The following is a 17,622-nucleotide window of genomic DNA, read 5'->3' on the forward strand; positions in this document are numbered from 1 at the left end:
TTTAACTTAAAACGTTATGGAAAAAATTACGCTTTTTTGGTTCAGGAGGGACCTAAGACTTGACGACAACCTGGGGCTTTACTATGCCTATGAAAATGAAGATTGTGTGCTGCCCCTGTTTATTTTTGATACACAGATCCTGGACGAACTCCCAAGTAAGAAGGATGCGAGGGTAGAATTTATACTCCAACAGGTTAAGGCCATTCATGAGCAACTCAAGGACTTTGGGAGCTCCATATTGATCAAACATGGTAAACCTGAAGAGGTTTTCGAAGAACTTGTGGAGGAGTTTGAAATTGCCAACGTTTACACCAACAGAGATTATGAACCCTATGCCAGAAAAAGGGACCAAGCCATTGCCGATTTACTCAAAAAACACCAAATAGCTTTTTTGGATTTTAAGGATCAGGTGATTTATGAGAAAGATGAAATAACCACAGACAGTGGCTCCTTTTATAAGGTCTTCACTCCTTACAGCAAAACTTGGCTACGGAAATTTAATGCTACCAAGTTTGGACCCGTAAGCTTGGATGGTAGAAAGAACAGGTTATACCAAACAGAACCCTTACCCTTGCCTACGCTAAATGAATTGGGATTTGAACAAACAGACATCCACATCCCCCGATTGGAAATTGATAAGGACCTGATAAAAAAATACGACAAAACCAGGAATTTCCCCGCTCTGGATGGTACTAGTAGGTTAGGGGTTCATCTCCGTTTTGGAACCATCAGCATCCGGAAATTGGCCATACAGGCAAAAGCACTCAATGAGACTTATCTCAATGAATTGATTTGGCGGGAATTTTATATGATGGTGCTCTATCAGCAGCCTGAGGTGGTGGATAAATCCTTCAAACCCCAATATGACAGGATTCCTTGGAGAAATGACAAAGAGGAATTCCAAAAATGGTGTGAGGGGAAAACAGGCTACCCATTGGTGGATGCCGGAATGAGACAACTCAACCGTACCGGTTACATGCACAACAGGGTAAGGATGGTAACCGCAAGCTTTCTGACCAAACATCTACTTATAGACTGGAGATGGGGAGAGACCTATTTTGCCGAGAAACTTTTGGATTACGAATTATCCTCCAATAATGGGGGTTGGCAGTGGGCAGCGGGTACAGGCACGGATGCCCAACCCTATTTTAGGGTTTTTAACCCCTCCTCCCAACTGGAAAAATTTGACAAAGACCGGAGGTACGTGAAAAAATGGGTTTCGGAATTTGGCACCGACGGATATCCAGAGCCGATGGTAGACCATAAGATGGCCAGAGAAAGGGCACTAGAGGTGTACAAGGAGGCATTGGGGAAATAGAGCGGTATATGCGATGTGGTGATGGGATGGGGTTTGTATGGCAAATTGCGTTCAGGACATTTTTTGGTCGAAATCATCAATCCTGAAGAGGTTGGGGCTGTACTTACCTTACCCCTCCCCCGCAAGCTGTAAAAAGCAAAAATAGATACCTCTAAACTTGGACCGTTTTCAACGTGTACGTGCATAATGCCTCCCCTTCATTTTGGCCCAAGCCTAGAAAAATCCAAAGGGATATTTCCTTAACGGCTTGTCCTCGCTGGGGCTTCCCGAACCTACCCGCGGCCAGCCCTGCTTCGGGATAAACTTCTCGCCCCTATGTTGATTCCTCCAAAAAAAGACCTGGCTTCCTAACCAAGTCTCTTTTATCTATTGTTATGTCTAAGTTTGGTGAACCTTCTAAAGACGTCCGCCCTGCATTCTGGCCCATGCCTAGAAATATCCAAAGGGATATTTCCTTAACGGCATGTCCTCGCTGGGGCTTCCCGAACCTACCCGCGGCCAGCCCTGCTTCGGGATAAACTTCTCGCCCCCATATTAACTATATAAAAAAAGAGACCTAGTATCTAAACAAAGTCTCTTTTCTATATGGTGATCCCGCTGGGGCTTCCCGAACCTACCCGCGGCCAGCCCTGCTTCGGGATAAACTTCTCGCCCCCATATTAACTATATAAAAAAAGAGACCTAGTATCTAAACAAAGTCTCTTTTCTATATGGTGATCCCGCTGGGGCTCGAACCCAGGACCCTGACATTAAAAGTGTCATGCTCTACCAGCTGAGCTACGGAATCAGGAAATAATAAGATTTTAACCAAATTTACGTTACTTCGTTTATAAACTTGGAGATTCCCAAGGCAAATTTCACGAATTAGGCTTGCATTTTGCTAAGCCATTACCGTAATTGGACTGCAAATTTAAAGTTATCTATCAACAATGCCAAATTTAAAGCCCCTGTTTGTTACAAAATTTATTTTTATTTTTTTGGCTTTTAGTCACCATTCGAACTGCCATGCCAGTCAGGAAACCCTGAACGAAGCAGATTCTTTGTTTGCTGCCAAACAGTACAAAGAAGCTCTAATCCACTATGAATCACTACTTCATGAGGAAGAGGTATACTCCCCGGCCATGTTGCTTAAAATGGCTTTCATAACAGAAGGAATGGGCAATTTTCCGCAGGCCACCTTTTATTTGTCCAAATACTATAGCTATAATCCCAATCCTAAGGTAATAGACAAAATTAAAAGCCTCACCAACCAAAACAATTTGGTGGGCTACACCCTTACGGATCAAGACCAGTTTTTGAGAATTCTTTTTGACTACAAACAGGAAATAACTGCCGGATTCGCCTTCTTGATGATGGGCTTTTTGATCCTGGTTTTTGTGCTTCCTTCCAAAAAAAATGGCTTACTATTACCCGCGTCGTTTTTTCTCCTTCTTGCCTTTGCTAGCAATAACTTATTGAGCCAGCCAAATTTGGCCATCGTGACTGGCAGCCCTACTTTGATAATGGACAAGCCTACAGCTGCAGGAAATATGGTTAGGAAAGTAGATGCAGGACATCGCGTGGTAATAAAATCCTCCCATGATATATGGTACGAAATCAAATGGGGGGAAAAAACAGCCTTCATAAAAAAAAGTAACCTTTCAAAAATTTAAGGGGTCAAGGTATTTGAAATGGCCATTCAACTTAATTTTCTCCCTAGCCATTTCCATCTGCCTTACAATAGGTAAAGCATTTTCCATATGTCTTATTAGAAATTCTAGCCTGTCATTTTCTGACCGTAGTAGAAGAAGCTTTAGCTCATGCTCCAATGAAAGCCCAAGCTTATCAGCGTAGGTATAAGCAAATAGATCCTCCTCCAACACTGGTTCCACATCCCCTATTATTTTCAGAAATTCTGACAAAAGGTTTTTGAACTTCAGAAACACCATGGGATCTTTTATTGGATCATCTTGAAGCTCGGAAACCTTTCCTACTGCATATAATTTGTCTTTGTATGGATTTTCAAAGCTTAATATCCGAAAAGCTTGAACGCCTATAGTTTTAATATCCATCCGTCCATCTTGATAGGTTTTGGATATCTCCACAAGTCTTACTTCCGTGCCATACATGAGCAACTTGTCTATAAAGACACAAACCCCAAAATTTTCCCCCACCGCCACGCAGTCCTTTATCATTTGCCTATACCTAGGCTCAAAGATGTGGAGATTTAGTTTCACCCCCGGAAAGGCTACAAGTTTTAAAGGAAACAAGGCTAAGGATTTTTCCATAGAAACACAACGTTAATCTTGTCGCAGTAGATTGGTATTAATTAAATACTGTCAAAGCCATCATAAAGTTTTAATTTCCTTGAATGAGGCCTAACTTTTAACTACATTAGGAAGTTAGGTTATAAATTCTTCTCACATGCACCATAGATTTCACTCATTAATTGTTCTCTTATTAATTTTGTCATTTCTTGGAAACACCAATTTATTCGCCCAAGATTTTGCCCTAAGACAGTTGGAAGATTCACCAAGGCATCATGAATGGGTTAAAATCAGTAGTGGAGACCGGGAGGTAAGTGCTTTTGTCGCTTTCCCTGAAGTCGCACAAAAATCAGATGTTCTGATCGTAATTCATGAAAACCGAGGGCTTACGGATTGGGTAAGAAGTATGGCAGACCAGTTGGCAGAGTTGGGGTTTATTGCCATCGCCCCTGATCTTCTTTCGGATTTTGATGATTCGCATAGCACTACAACCGATTTCGAAAACGACGACGAGGCAAGAAATGCCATCTACAAGCTAGATCCGGATCAAGTAACCGGTGATTTAGATCGAGTGGTAGAATATGCCAATGCGGTGCCCGCAGGAAACGGGAAAGTTTCCGTCATTGGATTTTGCTGGGGAGGAGCGCAAAGCTTTCGATATGCAACCAATAATCCTGCAATAGAAAAGGCGCTTGTGTTTTATGGAACTGGGCCTTCCGATGCTTCAGACTACGCGAGAATAGAATCTACTGTATATGGCTTCTATGGTGAAAATGATCAAAGGGTAAATGCCACCATCGAAGGATCTGAAGAAGCAATGGAGGAATATGGGAAATCGTTTGACTACGAGATTTACCCTGAAGCAGGACACGCGTATATGAGAAGTGCGGATGATCCTGATGGCAGTGAGGCAAACAAGGCAGCTAAGGATGCTTCTATTCAAAGAATCCAAAAGATTTTCAAAAAATAAAATTTTTTTGATTTTATTATTTGCTGAGGAATGATTATCTATTCAGCAATTTCATCTTCATCTTCTTCCTGTGCTTCTACCAGTGAAAGAATTTCTCCGGGTGACATATATAGAGCCCGGATTTTGTTTTTATAGTCATCTGGAAGTCTTTCGTGATTTAAGACAAAATTTTTGGTGGCAATGATTTTCTCTCCAAGGCCGTGGGAAACCGCATAACTATCCGCAGTAATCTCGGCTTCAGTGACAAAACTCTTGGAACAATAATACTTCATGCCAAAACCCATAAGGTTCACCGCACTACGGTTCAGATAATCCTGAATATGACCTAGCTCGTGTCCTATCCAACCAAGCAACACATCATGAGGAAGTTCCTCTATGGGTATATTTTCATCCTCCAGCTCGAGATATCGGCTAATTTTTATTCGGTAAGCCCTGTTTTCCTTACCCTTGAAGACTAGTGATCCAACTCTTGGTTGGGCCTGCATTACCGAGCCTCCAATTTTTTTCTTGAATTCAAAATCTATTCTAGTATCCATTAAATCCGGGAAATGAGAAAGCGCTTCCAAAGTGACCTCCCTGATAGGGTCCGGTATGGATTTATTATTAGCATACATTTCCAGCTTGTCGTTTTTATCGGTGTGGGCCATTGGTAAAAGCCCAAAAGTAGAGCCCATTACAAAGTCGGCAGATTTGTGTGTGAACAGGAAATTAAAGGAAAGAATAATAATAAAGACTGATTTAAACATAAGTTATCCTCGTGTGTAAGCCCTAAATAATAAGTATATTTCATTAGAATAACAAGCTGGCTCCCTAAAAAGTTGAAAATTAGGAAAAATAAATCGGGATGGCACATCCTTGCCATCCCAATACCCTGAAGCATTTAACTGGGTTTTTAACCTAAATTGCCCAAGCTCGGTCTCCTTTTTTATAGTCTATGCATGGATCATATCTACCCGGAGTTTCCACAAACCTTAAGGCCTGTGAGGCACCTATTTCGGAAGTAAAATATCCTAGCAAAGTTAGGTCCTGAAACATCCCTATATATTTTGGAATATCTTCATCTTCGTAAAAACCCTCGTTGGCTTCTTTTTTCAATTTGTTGAGAAAGGCAGTCCTTTCCTCTACGGAGGCATCCATAAAGGCCTTGTCATTGTTGTCCTTAAACCTGGACTTGGTCTCATTTAGTCCCTTCAAGAAAGTTTCTTGCTGTTCCCTATCATAAGTATCCTTTACCATCATTGCCATAAAACCGCCTATTCCTGCGGCCTTGGCACCTGGGATGTCCGTAGCGGGAATAATAGCCTCCCCTATTTCATCCATGTAAGCCAAGTCCTTTTCGGAGAAATCCAAGTCTTCGATACGGTCTTCGGGAGCGCATCCTGTGAGGATCACATTAGCCCCCACCATGGTGCCTCCCATCATGAGCACAAAGCTTTTTATGGCCTCCCTTCTATTAATATTGTTCATGGTCGAATCTCCATTTAAATTACAAATTTCTTCTTTTTAATTCATTTACAGCAAAATCCGCAGCCCTGGCAGTCAAAGCCATATAGGTAAGCGAGGGGTTTTGCGCAGCAGCAGAGGTCATCGCTGCCCCGTCAGTGACGAATACATTTTTCGCATCCCACACCTGGTTATTGCCATTCAACACTGAGGTTTTGGGATCCCTGCCCATCCTGGCGGTACCCATTTCGTGAATTCCCTGACCAAAGGTATATCCATTGTCATAGGTGCTTACATTTTTAACGCCTGCGGCTTCGAGCATTTCCGCAGCATCATTCATCATGTCCACCCTCATTTTATTTTCATTTTCCCTGATCTCACAGTCCATTTCCAACACATACATCCCCCATTTGTCTTTTTCGGTTTTACTAAGGGTAATTTTGTTGTCATGATAGGGGAGAATTTCACCAAATGCGGTCATACCAATAGACCATGGCCCCGGTTCAGTTAGCAAATTTTTCATTTCTGGGCCAAATTGGAGTTCGGCCACATTCCTGCTCCAACCACTCCTACTTGCACCTCCTTGGTAACCAAAACCTCTTACATAATCCCTCTTCTCGTTTCCAAGGTTTCTGAACCTAGGGATGTAAAACCCTCCAGGCCTTCTGCCAAAATAATATTTGTCCTCATAGCCATCGACAGTTCCGTTAGCACCAAGTCTAAAATGATGGTCCATCACATTGTTGCCTAATTCACCAGAACTACTTCCCAGTCCATCTGGCCACACATCTGTAGCTGACCTCATCAAAATGGACGCAGTGTTAATGGCAGATGCACACAGAAAAATGATCTTGGCATTATACTCATGCACAGATTCATCCTCCCCATCTACAATTTCCACTCCCGTGGCCCTCTTGCTATCCTTATCATAAATCAGCTTATGGACGATAGACCATGGCCTGATGGTAAGGTTACCGGTAGCCTCAGCCGCAGGCAATGTGGAGGCCTGTGTGCTGAAATATCCTCCAAATGGACAGCCCAAGCTACATTTATTCCTGTATTGACAGCCAGGTCGGCCAGGTAGTGGTTGGGTGATATTTGCGACACGTGCGTGAATCATGTGCCTGGCACCTCCAAACTTGTCTTTTATCCGTTTTGCTACATCTGTTTCTACACAGTTAAATGGCATTGCCGGCATAAATTCCCCATCTGGAAGTTCCGGTAAACCATCTCTATTTCCAGCGATACCTGCAAACTTCTCTACGTAACTATACCAAGGGGCAAGGTCTTTATACCTTACGGGCCAATCTACAGCAATCCCTTGCTTGGCATTCGCCTCGAAGTCTATATCCCCCAGTCTATAACTTTGCCTTCCCCATAGAAGGGACCTTCCTCCTAACTGATACCCCCGAAACCAAGTAAAGGGCTTCTTCTCTATGTAAGGAGAATCGGATTCATGAGCCCACCAGTCCAGGTTCAACTCATTTAGTACATAGTCCCTTCTTAGGTTCGGGTGGTTCTCCAGCATTTCTACCGTTCTTCTTCCTCTATGAGGAATCTCCCAGGGTGCTTTGGTCGCATTTTTATAATCCTTAACATGCTCCACCATAGGCCCTCTCTCAAGGAGAAGTACCTTAAGTCCCTTTTCAGTCAGCTCCTTCGCCGCCCAGCCACCGCTTATTCCGGACCCAACGACAATAGCATCATAACTTTGATCAGCCATATTTCTAATAATAATTGTTATTTTCGGGTTTCAATATATTGTCTTTTTCCTAGATTATCCCTATGGTTAGGTATAAATGCCTTAAATGGTACATCAACTACTTTATTTTGGTTATTCCAACCAATTTATAACTTACTACTAATCAACCCCATGTGGATTTAACGACTGTTTGGTAGATTTTCTTATAGATTCAGCCTTTTCAAAGTCCCTGTCCTTGAAGAAGAAAGCAAATAGGAGGGTGACAACAAATGCTATAGAGGATGGAATCAGCCAAATATAGGTCCAATTGTGCCCCTCCGCACCTGAAAAGTAGTCCGAAACTATCCCAGCTACCCAAAACCCAACCAACATACCAATGCCATAAGTTGCAAGTGTAATAAGGCCTTGAGCCGCACTTTTAAACTTTGGACCTGCCTTGGAGTCGGTGTAAATCTGCCCCGATACAAAAAAGAAATCGTAGCAGATGCCATGAAGGGCAATACCAATGATCAATAAATAAGCCCCTGTACCCGCATCCCCAAAAGCGAAGAAAAGATACCTAACTACCCAGGCAAACATCCCCACTATCAATGTGGTCTTCAGTCCAAACTTCTTGAAGAAAAGGGGCATCAATAGGAGGAATAGCACCTCAGAAGCCTGACCTATGGTCATCTTTCCTGTGGGGTTGGGCATTCCCACCTCGGACAGAAAGGGATTAGCCATTTGATAATAAAAGGCCAAGGGAATACAAATCAATACAGAGCTCATAAAAAATATTGCAAAATCCTTATCCTTGAGCAGTTTCAATGCATCTAACCCCAATATTTCACTTATTGTCCTACTTTCCCCTTTTTCAGCCTTGGGCGGTGTGGTTGGCAGGGTAAAGCTGAATACTCCCAAAACCAGGGAGGAGATGGAAGACATCAAAAAAGTGTGCCTCAACAAACCTTCTTGAATGCCTGCCTGGCTGTCCCATACAAAGAAGTAACTGATCAATAGACCGGCCACAATCCACCCTATGGTACCCCAAACCCTTATGATGGCAAACTCCTTGGAAGGGTCTTTCATTTGGTTGAAGGAAACAGAGTTCACCAATGCCAAAGTGGGCATGTAGATCATCATATAAAGGAACACGAAAGGGTAGAACTGGGCAAAGCTTTCGGATTGAAACATAAAGTACATAAGTACTGCCCCAGACAAATGTAAGACCCCCAGGATTTTTTCCGCATTGAAGTAACGGTCTGCAATCAGGCCGATGATAAACGGTGCTATTATGGCTCCGAAAGATTGGGTGGAAAATGCAGCTGCAAGCTGGGTGCCCGACGCACCTAGGTTGCTTCCCAGAAAAGTCCCTAGTGTCACAAACCAAGAGCCCCAAACAAAGAACTCCAAAAACATCATTAGGGAAAGCTTAAATTGGGTGGATGCCTGCATAGAATAGCTTACTTTTATAATAGTTCCTGATAGAGGGAAATGGGTAATCTTATGATGGATTAGTTCATAATTTGCCCAATTTAGCTTAAATTTATCACTTGAGAAAGAGCTGGAACGAGTTATTGCAATCTCTAAGTGATCAGACTATCTCAGCATATTTCATTTGCCTTGTTGCCTAAATAAGGCTTTTTCTGTTTTATATAGCGAATTAGAAGTAATCAAAACCTTCAACCAAATAAACCAAAGATTAGATAATGAGCAGCAAAAAACTAAAAATGGGAATGATCGGCGGAGGCCCCGGTTCATTCATCGGTGCGGTCCATCGAATATCGGCCGCAATGGACGGGCTTATTGAGCTTTCTGCCGGAGCTTTTAGCAGTAACCCTGAAAAATCAGCCGAAACCGGCAGGGAACTATTTTTACCCCCAGACAGGGTGTATGCTTCCTACGATGAGCTATTTGAAAAGGAAAAACAACTCTCCGAAGAGGAGAGGATAGACTTTGTTGCAATTGTAACCCCAAACCATGTACATTTTGACCCTTCTGTAAAAGCCCTTAAATCCGGGTTTCACGTGGTATTGGATAAGCCCATGACTTTGACCTACGATGAGGCCAAGGAGTTGGACAAAGTAATCAAAGAATCCGGTCTGATGTTCTGTCTTACCCATACCTACACTGGGTATCCGATGGTTAAAGAGGCCAGGCGAATGATAGAAAATGGTGACCTTGGAGAGATCAGGAAAATATATGTGGAATATCCCCAGGGCTGGCTTTGGACAGACGTGGAAAACACAGATTACAAACAGGCCAAGTGGCGAACGGACCCAAAACAGAGTGGTATCGCCAACTGTATGGGGGATATAGGCACACATGCCTTTAACCTGGCAGAGTATGTGAGTGGGCTCAAGTTAAAGCAACTCTGCGCAGACCTAAACATCGTGGTGAAAGGCAGGACTTTGGATGATGACGGAGCCGTACTGCTCCGTTTTGACAACGGTGCCACTGGCGTTTTGATGGCTTCTCAAATTGCCACTGGCTCTGAAAACAATATTAAAATAAGGGTATTTGGAGAAAAGGCAGGTTTGGAATGGGAGCAGGATCTTGCGAACACTTTGACATTACGCCACCCGGATGCTCCTGCCCAAATATACCGTACTGGTGGCGACAAACCCTACCTCTCCCCCGCGGCCATGGAAAATACAAGAACCCCAGGAGGACATCCTGAAGGTTATTTAGAAGCCTTTGCAAACCTTTATCGCAATTTCGCAAGATGCCTCTACGCTAAAAGAAACGGAGAATCGCCCAAAAGAGAATGGGAGGACTTCCCCAGTGCCACCGACGGCCTTAGAGGCATGGCCTTTGTGGAACATGTGGTGAAAAGCAGCAAATCTGATCAGAAATGGACAAACTTTGAATTATAAATTAAAAATAACCTTATGAAGACCATAAAAGGACCAGCCTTATTTTTGGCACAATTCGCAGATGACAATGCCCCATTCAATAACCTGGAAAATATATGCAAATGGGCAGCCAGTATAGGATACAAGGGTGTGCAAATCCCAACCTGGGACCCCAGGATGATAGATCTTGAAAAGGCCGCCAAGGACATGGACTATGTGAAGCAGCTTCAAAAGACCGTTAAAGATGCCGGAGTTGAAATCACCGAGCTATCCACGCACCTTCAAGGCCAATTGGTTGCCGTTCACCCTGCATACAATGAAATGTTTGACGCATTTGCTCCCAAAGAACTTGCCGGAGACTTAAAAGGCAAGACAGATTGGGCCGTTCAGCAGTTGAAGTGGGCAGCTCAGGCCTCCAAAAACCTGGGACTGAAAGGTCATGCTACCTTTAGCGGCGCCCTAATGTGGCACACCGTTTACCCCTGGCCCCAGCGTCCTGCTGGCTTAGTGGATACTGGTTTTGAAGAACTAGCTAAAAGGTGGCTTCCAATCTTGGATGAATTTGACAAATGCGGAGTGGACGTATGCTACGAGCTACATCCCGGAGAAGACCTGCATGATGGGGTGACCTTTGAGCTCTTCCTGGAAAAAGTAAACCATCACAAGCGGGCAAACATCCTGTATGATCCCAGTCACTTTGTATTGCAGTGCCTGGACTATGTGGAATTTATTGATATTTATAAAGACAGAATCAAAATGTTCCATGTTAAGGATGCTGAATTTAACCCCACTGGAAGGCAGGGAGTATATGGAGGATATTCCAGTTGGATAGAACGTGCGGGAAGATTTAGGAGTTTAGGTGACGGACAAGTCGATTTCAATGCTATATTTACGAAACTTTCTCAGTATGGCTTTGATGGATGGGCAGTATTGGAATGGGAATGCGCCATTAAGCACCCGGAAAACGGGGCCATTGAAGGCGCTAAATTTATTAGCGAGAAGATCATACGGGTTACGGAAAAAACCTTTGACGATTTCGCCTCTACCGGTGCTGACGAAAGCATGAACAAGAAAATTCTAGGAATCAGTTAATAAAAAAAATAAGATGAAGTTGAATAAGCATGTAAGTTTAGCCATTTTGGCTGCTGGAATGATGACTTTTGCCTGCGGAGGCGGAGGCAATGAGACCCAGAAAAGTGGAGAATCCACCACTGCACCTGCTCCTGCAGAAGAGAAGCAGACCCCAGGTGAGAAAAATAAGGACAATCCTGATTTTGTCAAAGGCTTAGCCTTGGTAAAAGAAAATGACTGCCCAAGCTGCCACATGGTAGAACGGAAAATAGTGGGGCCTTCCTATGCGGAGGTGGCTGACAAGTACGAGTACAATGACGAGAACGTGGAAACCTTAGCAAGCAGGGTGATCGCTGGAAATGTGGGTGAATGGGGAGAAATTCCTATGCCTGCCCATCCCAACCTCTCCAAAGAGGATGCTGAGCAAATGGTCAAGTATGTACTTTTGCTGAAATAAGCAAACATTGTCTAAATTATAAGGAATTCCAAAAGTTGGAATTCCTTTTTGGTTTAAAACTCAACAACCATGGAAAAACCCATTTTATGGATAGCTGCGCTATCTCTTTCACTTGGAATTAATGCCTGCGGCCCCTCAGGGAACGGTTCCGATCAAACTTTAAAAGAGGAAACAAAGGTTTCCGCAAAGGAAAATGGTGAATGGATCCCTCTTTTCGACGGAAATGACCTCAGTGCCTGGAAAGGCTTCAAAAAAGAGCAACCCGGTGATGCCTGGAAAATCTCGGACGGATTGCTTTACCTGGATACTGAAAGCAAAAAAGAGGGTGCTACTGGGGGTGACCTGATCACCCGGGAGACTTTTGGTGATTTTCATCTTAAACTAGAGTGGAAGATTTCTGAAAATGGCAATAGTGGAATCATGTTTCATGTGCAGGATTCAGAGGATTACGGTGCAACCTATGAAACCGGTCCAGAATATCAATTACTGCATGATGAGGGTCACCCAGACGGAAAGATTGTCACCCATAGGTCTGGGGATCTCTATGACCTGATAGAGTCCACCAAACCCGCAGCCAACCCGGTAGGGGAATGGAACAGTACCGAAATCATCGTACAGGACGGCACTTTGGAATTCTTCCTCAACGGGGTTCAAACGGTGAAAACCACCCTATGGGATGATGATTGGGATCAAATGATTGCAGATAGCAAATTCAAGGACATGCCCGGATTTGCCCAATACCAAGAAGGCCATATCGCCTTGCAGGATCACGGCGACAAGATCTGGTTTAGGGGTATTATGATTAAAAAACTGTAAGCCAAGGCAAAGACTGTGGGAAATCAGCCACTGTCTTTGCCACTTTTATTATTGGTGGATAACGATAAACCTGGTAAACTTTTTTTGATGGTAAGTAGAATGCCAGATACCTTTTTTGGAACCTATGAAATTCATTTGGTTTTTATTATCCTCTTCCAAAATTTAAATTTGATGCATGAAGATCCTTATCGTTGAAGATGAAGTTTCACTCAGTAACGATATCAGCCATTATTTAATGAGCGAAAGGATCCTATGTGAAAAAGTAACAAATGTCAAAAATGCCTTAGAGAAAATCCATCTCTACAACTACGACTGTATTTTACTGGACATAGGCCTGCCCGATGGCACTGGGTTTGAAGTTTTGCGCCAACTGAAAAACTCCAACAAAACTGACGGATTGATCATCATTTCTGCCAAAGATTCCTTGGATGATAAAATTAAAGGAATGGCGATGGGAGCGGATGATTACCTCACCAAACCCTTTCACCTTGCAGAACTTGCCGTTAGGGTTATGGCCGTTATCCGTAGAAGGCAATTTAACGGTCAAAACAGGTTAGAAATTGGCGAGCTTACTTTTCACCTGACTGATAGCACCGTACAATATAATGGTAGATGGGTTAGCCTGACCCCATCAGAAAAAAAAATCTTGTACTATTTTATTTCTTCCCCCAACAAGGTACACTCGAAAACTGCACTTGCAGAATATATCTTGGGGGAACAGTCGGATTTTGTGGATGGTCACCAGTTGGTATATACACATATTAAAAACCTTAAGAAAAAATTGACCGAAGCAGGATGTCCCGATTATGTCCAAACCATTTATGGATCTGGGTATAAATTTCAAGTGGAATGAAACCTTTATTTGCTTGCCTAAATGAGGGGAAATATGCTTTGCCTAAGCCTGTCCTTTTGGCTTCGGATAGGTGAAGAAGATTAACAATATAATTCAATTGATGTGAAATTACTGAATAAATCCTTTGAACCTTTCTTATACCTGATGCTGCTGATGATGCTGCTGAGCATACCACTTTTTTACTTTACCATTCAGTACATTTACATACAGGATGCAAATGACAGTTTGTATATTGTAAAATCTAAGCTAGAAGATCGTATCAACGAACTATCCAGTGATGTTAATTCTGCTCAGCATATTGTTGAATTATTAAACGACCTAAGAATTGGCTATTCCCTAGAAAAACTCCCCCCTGGAGTACAAATACCGGATGATCGTCTGTATACTCTCTCAAGATTTGATGCCTACCACGGGCATAATGAACCCTTTAGGGTGCTGGAATCATCCATATTTATTCACAATACTCCTTTTATACTGAAAGCAGAAATAGACTTGGATGAATATCATGATGTAATCCCCTATTCTGCGCTTCTCGCAGGTTTCTTTTTTGCTCTTATTGTCATCGGGTTTTACCTGGTAAACAGAAAAATCGACGGAAAGGTCTGGCGCCCTTTTTTGGCCACCCTACATGAGCTGGAAAAACACGACCTAAATTCCAATAAGGAATTGCAGCCTATACAAAGTGATGTAGAGGAGTTTCAAAAGCTGTCAGAAATCCTTCAATCCTATGTAAAAAGAAACAGCACATTGTTTCAGCGACAAAAAGAATTTATAGAGAACGCCTCCCATGAACTGCAAACCCCACTTGCTTTACTGCAATCCAAAACAGATGTACTGTTCCAAACCAAAGGGCTCACAGAGGAGCAATCTATTCTATTGGATGAAGTCAAGCAGATTGGAAGCAGGATGAATAAGGTCAACAGTAACTTATTGTTACTTGCTAAAATAGACAACAATCAGTTTGAGGTTAGCGAGTCTTTCCATCTAGTTCCTATCATTGAATCCTCCATTCAATTTTTTAGTGAATGGGCAGGATCCAAAAATATTGGAATTCAATTAGACGTAGAAAACAATATAACACTACAAGGGAACAAAATTTTGGCTGAGATCGCTATTCATAACCTCATAAAAAATGCCATCCGGTACAACACCGACCCTGGTCATATTTTGATTCGGGTTAAAACCTCTCTTTTGACTATTACAAACACCTCTCAGCTTGGTGAATTAGATGGCAGCAAGGTTTTCCAAAGGTTTTTTAGGACTAAGCCAGAACACTTGGGCAGTGGATTGGGCCTTGCGATCGTAAAGGAAATTTCTGATTCCCATGGGTGGAAGGTGCGCTATTCTTTTGTTGGGAAAAGGCATTCCTTTACCATGCATTTTTAATCTTCCAAATTTCTTCAAAATCATTACCCATTTTGCAACCGGATTAAATATCACTAGCATGAGAATTAGCCTATTGTTATTCCTGTTGATTTCTGCACAGTTTTCATTTGCCCAAAGCGAAAGCGTGGAGCTTTCTGGACAAATCACCGACAAGGATAGCGGATCACCATTGCCTTTTGTGAACATTATTTTGAATGAGAGAAATAAAGACAGTTTTATTGGTGGAACTGTAAGCAATGAGAATGGACAATTTAACTTAAAATTGATTCCTCCGGGTAATTATTTTGTGGAGCTTTCATTTACGGGATATAAACCTCAATCCATATCCATCCAAGTCGGGCGGCTAAGTGAATTTCTTGACTTGGGCCGTTTTGAGATGGAAGAAAATACCGAGTCTTTGGATGAGGTGGTGGTTAGTGGAAGAAGAAGTGAGGTCTCCGAACTGATGGATAAGAAAACCTTTAACATAGAAGATAATATTAGCCAATTGGGGGGATCCGTATTACAAGCCATGCAAAACCTCCCTGGGATCACGATTGATCAGGAAGGAAAAGTACAGCTTAGGGGAAGTGACCGTGTGGTGGTTTTGATTGATGGTCAACAAACAGCACTTACTGGTTTCGGTAACCAGGCAGGCTTGGACAATATTCCTGCCTCTGCCATAGAGCGAATTGAGGTCATCAACAATCCCTCAGCTAGGTATGATGCCCAGGGTATGGCAGGAATCATCAATATCATCATGAAAAAAAACAAGGAGAGTGGGTTTAATGGTCGAGCAGGACTGGTCGCCGGCCTAGGTGCCCTTGGTGAGCAAAGGGCTAACTTTCCTGATCTACCTGATCAATATCTTTGGAACCCCAGCATAAACCCTTCCCTATCCTTAAATTACCGGAAAGAAAAAGTGAACTTTTTCTTACAAGGAGACTTAATGTCCTTCAGACGATTGAATAAAAATGAATTTATAAGGAGAACCTACGATGATGGTGAAATCATAGATCAACAATTTTTGGAAAACAGAACTCAGACCGCATACACGATAAACACCGGGGCAGATCTATACCTTAACAACAGAAATACAGTAACCATTTCTGCGCTATTCGGCAGGGAGTCCCATATTGACCGGGGCAGTCTTCCTTACTTCAATGCGATAAGTGGAGAGCGGCAACGGCTATGGCGATATTGGGAAGACGAAGTGAATACCACCATTAATATCTCCACTAACTGGGAGCACACCTATGAACAACCGGGCAGGAAATTACAAATAGGGTTGAGTTATGCTTTCCAAAGAGAAGACGAGCTGTTCTATTTTGACAATATTCTCCCCAATCTTGTAGGAACTGATTCTACATTTTTGATTGCCGATGAAAACGTACTTGACTTTGAGCTAGACTATATTCGCCCCTTGAGGGCCGGCAGGGTGGAATTGGGTTCAAAAGTGCGCTGGAGGTACATCCCTACCAATATGCAATTCGTACCCGGAGAAAACTCCATACTTGACCCTGGAGCAGCAGGCTGGGCAAATTATGACGAAAGGATCGGCGCAGTATACTCAAACTATGTATATGAACAAAAAAACTGGGAGGTGGAAGCGGGCCTCCGGGTGGAATACGCCATTTTGGACTATGAGGTGATCCCTGGGCATAATACCTATGAAAGTGATGGGTATACCTACTTCCAACCCTTTCCCAATATGCGATTTGCCTACATCCTCAACGAAAACAACAAATTATCCCTGTTTTTTAACAGACGCGTGGATAGGCCTGAAGAGGAAGACCTCAGGATATTCCCAAAGTATGATGACCCCGAAATCCTAAAAACTGGGAACCCCTCACTTCGGCCTCAGTTCACCCAATCCCTGGAATTGGGATATAGGTCCTCCTGGAAAACCGGATATCTTTACACCGCCTTTTATGGAAGGCGCACCCAGGATATCATCACAAGGGTGATCACGCAAAATCCCACAGATAACCTGCTGAATGCTATTTCCCAAAATACCGGCACTGGCACCAACATTGGAGTTGAAATGGTGTGGGAGCAGGATATAAATGAATGGTACAACTTTAACTTGAACGGAAATGTGTATCATAACACCATAAGTGCATTCACCATTGAAAACCTATACCCCTTCAATACCTTTTTTACCATGGAAGAGCAAAGAGCATACTCGGGGAATGTAAAATGGAATAATAACTTCAGCTTGCCAAATGATTTCAAAATTCAACTGACCGGAATATACCTGGCCCCTGACCTTCTTCCTCAAGGAAGAATTGACACCCGTTTTTCGGTGGATTTCGGGCTTACCAAATCCCTACAAAACGGGAAAGGTGAATTATTTGTAAATGGTAGCGACATTTTCAATACGTTAAGGATAAAAAGAGAAATAAGAGGAGACGGATTTGACCTGGTCAGTACAGATTTTTTCCAAACCCAAGTCTTCAGAGTAGGGTATAACTACAGATTCTAACGCAATCCTCCTTTGAGTAAATTCAATTTTGCCTAAGCTCTTTCCTCCAATATTGAGGTATG

15 protein-coding genes and 1 tRNA gene are annotated in these 17,622 nt (G+C 42.8%); 10 read left to right on the forward strand and 6 right to left on the reverse strand.

Annotated features, from left to right (window positions below; translation table 11 throughout):
* The first annotated feature begins 16 nt into the window (after positions 1-16).
* Entirely contained in the window at positions 17-1,318 is a 1,302-nt protein-coding gene (locus DB520_RS01000) for a cryptochrome/photolyase family protein (RefSeq protein WP_114747809.1), read from the forward strand.
* A gap of 711 nt (positions 1,319-2,029) precedes the next feature.
* Here the strand turns inward: DB520_RS01000 and DB520_RS01005 are convergent.
* Positions 2,030-2,105: transfer RNA gene (locus DB520_RS01005), tRNA-Lys, on the reverse strand.
* Between the two features lie 142 nt (positions 2,106-2,247).
* Between DB520_RS01005 and DB520_RS01010 the strand changes: the two genes are divergently transcribed.
* Positions 2,248-2,970, forward strand: coding sequence for an SH3 domain-containing protein (locus DB520_RS01010; protein WP_114747810.1), 723 nt, complete (start codon positions 2,248-2,250; stop codon positions 2,968-2,970).
* On the opposite strand, the gene DB520_RS01015 is transcribed toward DB520_RS01010, so the two are convergent.
* Positions 2,959-3,585: an LON peptidase substrate-binding domain-containing protein gene (locus DB520_RS01015; RefSeq protein WP_114747811.1), complete on the reverse strand. Its 627-nt coding sequence runs from the start codon at positions 3,583-3,585 to the stop codon at positions 2,959-2,961. The genes DB520_RS01010 and DB520_RS01015 overlap by 12 nt on opposite strands.
* Positions 3,586-3,721: 136 nt before the next feature.
* Here DB520_RS01015 and DB520_RS01020 point away from each other — a divergent pair, with 136 nt between their 5' ends.
* Complete coding sequence (locus DB520_RS01020; RefSeq protein WP_114747812.1) at positions 3,722-4,534, forward strand: dienelactone hydrolase family protein; 813 nt, start codon at positions 3,722-3,724, stop codon at positions 4,532-4,534.
* 38 nt (positions 4,535-4,572) lie between these two features.
* Here DB520_RS01020 and DB520_RS01025 read toward each other — a convergent pair whose 3' ends face one another.
* The 4 genes from DB520_RS01025 to DB520_RS01040 all read right to left on the reverse strand — a co-directional run bounded on the left by DB520_RS01025 (position 4,573) and on the right by DB520_RS01040 (position 9,113).
* Positions 4,573-5,280, reverse strand: a complete 708-nt coding sequence (locus DB520_RS01025; RefSeq protein ID WP_114747813.1) for a hypothetical protein — start codon at positions 5,278-5,280, stop codon at positions 4,573-4,575.
* A 151-nt stretch (positions 5,281-5,431) separates the two neighbouring features.
* Positions 5,432-6,001, reverse strand: a complete 570-nt coding sequence (locus tag DB520_RS01030) for a gluconate 2-dehydrogenase subunit 3 family protein (RefSeq protein ID WP_114747814.1) — start codon at positions 5,999-6,001, stop codon at positions 5,432-5,434.
* A 19-nt stretch (positions 6,002-6,020) separates the two neighbouring features.
* Positions 6,021-7,700 carry a GMC oxidoreductase gene (locus DB520_RS01035; RefSeq protein ID WP_114747815.1) on the reverse strand — a complete coding sequence of 560 codons (1,680 nt, stop codon included), beginning with the start codon at positions 7,698-7,700 and terminating at the stop codon, positions 6,021-6,023.
* A gap of 138 nt (positions 7,701-7,838) precedes the next feature.
* Positions 7,839-9,113 (reverse strand): nucleoside permease, encoded by a 1,275-nt coding sequence (locus DB520_RS01040; RefSeq protein WP_114747816.1) that lies wholly within the window; start codon positions 9,111-9,113, stop codon positions 7,839-7,841.
* Between the two features lie 254 nt (positions 9,114-9,367).
* Here DB520_RS01040 and DB520_RS01045 point away from each other — a divergent pair, with 254 nt between their 5' ends.
* From DB520_RS01045 to DB520_RS01075, 7 genes are all read left to right on the forward strand, one after another.
* The gene (locus tag DB520_RS01045; protein WP_198675210.1) at positions 9,368-10,534 is read left to right on the forward strand and encodes a Gfo/Idh/MocA family protein; all 1,167 of its coding nucleotides are present in this window, start codon (positions 9,368-9,370) and stop codon (positions 10,532-10,534) included.
* A 15-nt stretch (positions 10,535-10,549) separates the two neighbouring features.
* Positions 10,550-11,605 carry a sugar phosphate isomerase/epimerase family protein gene (locus tag DB520_RS01050; protein ID WP_114747818.1) on the forward strand — a complete coding sequence of 352 codons (1,056 nt, stop codon included), beginning with the start codon at positions 10,550-10,552 and terminating at the stop codon, positions 11,603-11,605.
* A gap of 13 nt (positions 11,606-11,618) precedes the next feature.
* The gene (locus DB520_RS01055) at positions 11,619-12,041 is read left to right on the forward strand and encodes a c-type cytochrome (RefSeq protein ID WP_114747819.1); all 423 of its coding nucleotides are present in this window, start codon (positions 11,619-11,621) and stop codon (positions 12,039-12,041) included.
* A 69-nt stretch (positions 12,042-12,110) separates the two neighbouring features.
* On the forward strand, positions 12,111-12,857 hold the full coding sequence (locus tag DB520_RS01060) for a 3-keto-disaccharide hydrolase (protein ID WP_114747820.1): 747 nt from the start codon (positions 12,111-12,113) through the stop codon (positions 12,855-12,857).
* Between the two features lie 175 nt (positions 12,858-13,032).
* A complete protein-coding gene (locus DB520_RS01065; RefSeq protein ID WP_114747821.1) occupies positions 13,033-13,710 on the forward strand; it encodes a response regulator transcription factor in 678 nt (225 codons plus the stop codon).
* A gap of 102 nt (positions 13,711-13,812) precedes the next feature.
* Positions 13,813-15,096 carry a sensor histidine kinase gene (locus tag DB520_RS01070; RefSeq protein WP_157971888.1) on the forward strand — a complete coding sequence of 428 codons (1,284 nt, stop codon included), beginning with the start codon at positions 13,813-13,815 and terminating at the stop codon, positions 15,094-15,096.
* Positions 15,097-15,154: 58 nt separating this feature from the next.
* Positions 15,155-17,560 (forward strand): TonB-dependent receptor domain-containing protein, encoded by a 2,406-nt coding sequence (locus DB520_RS01075; RefSeq protein ID WP_114748718.1) that lies wholly within the window; start codon positions 15,155-15,157, stop codon positions 17,558-17,560.
* Positions 17,561-17,622: the final 62 nt, after the last annotated feature.

The organism is Pleomorphovibrio marinus (genome assembly GCF_003347495.1).
GTDB classification, from domain to species: domain Bacteria; phylum Bacteroidota; class Bacteroidia; order Cytophagales; family Cyclobacteriaceae; genus Pleomorphovibrio; species Pleomorphovibrio marinus.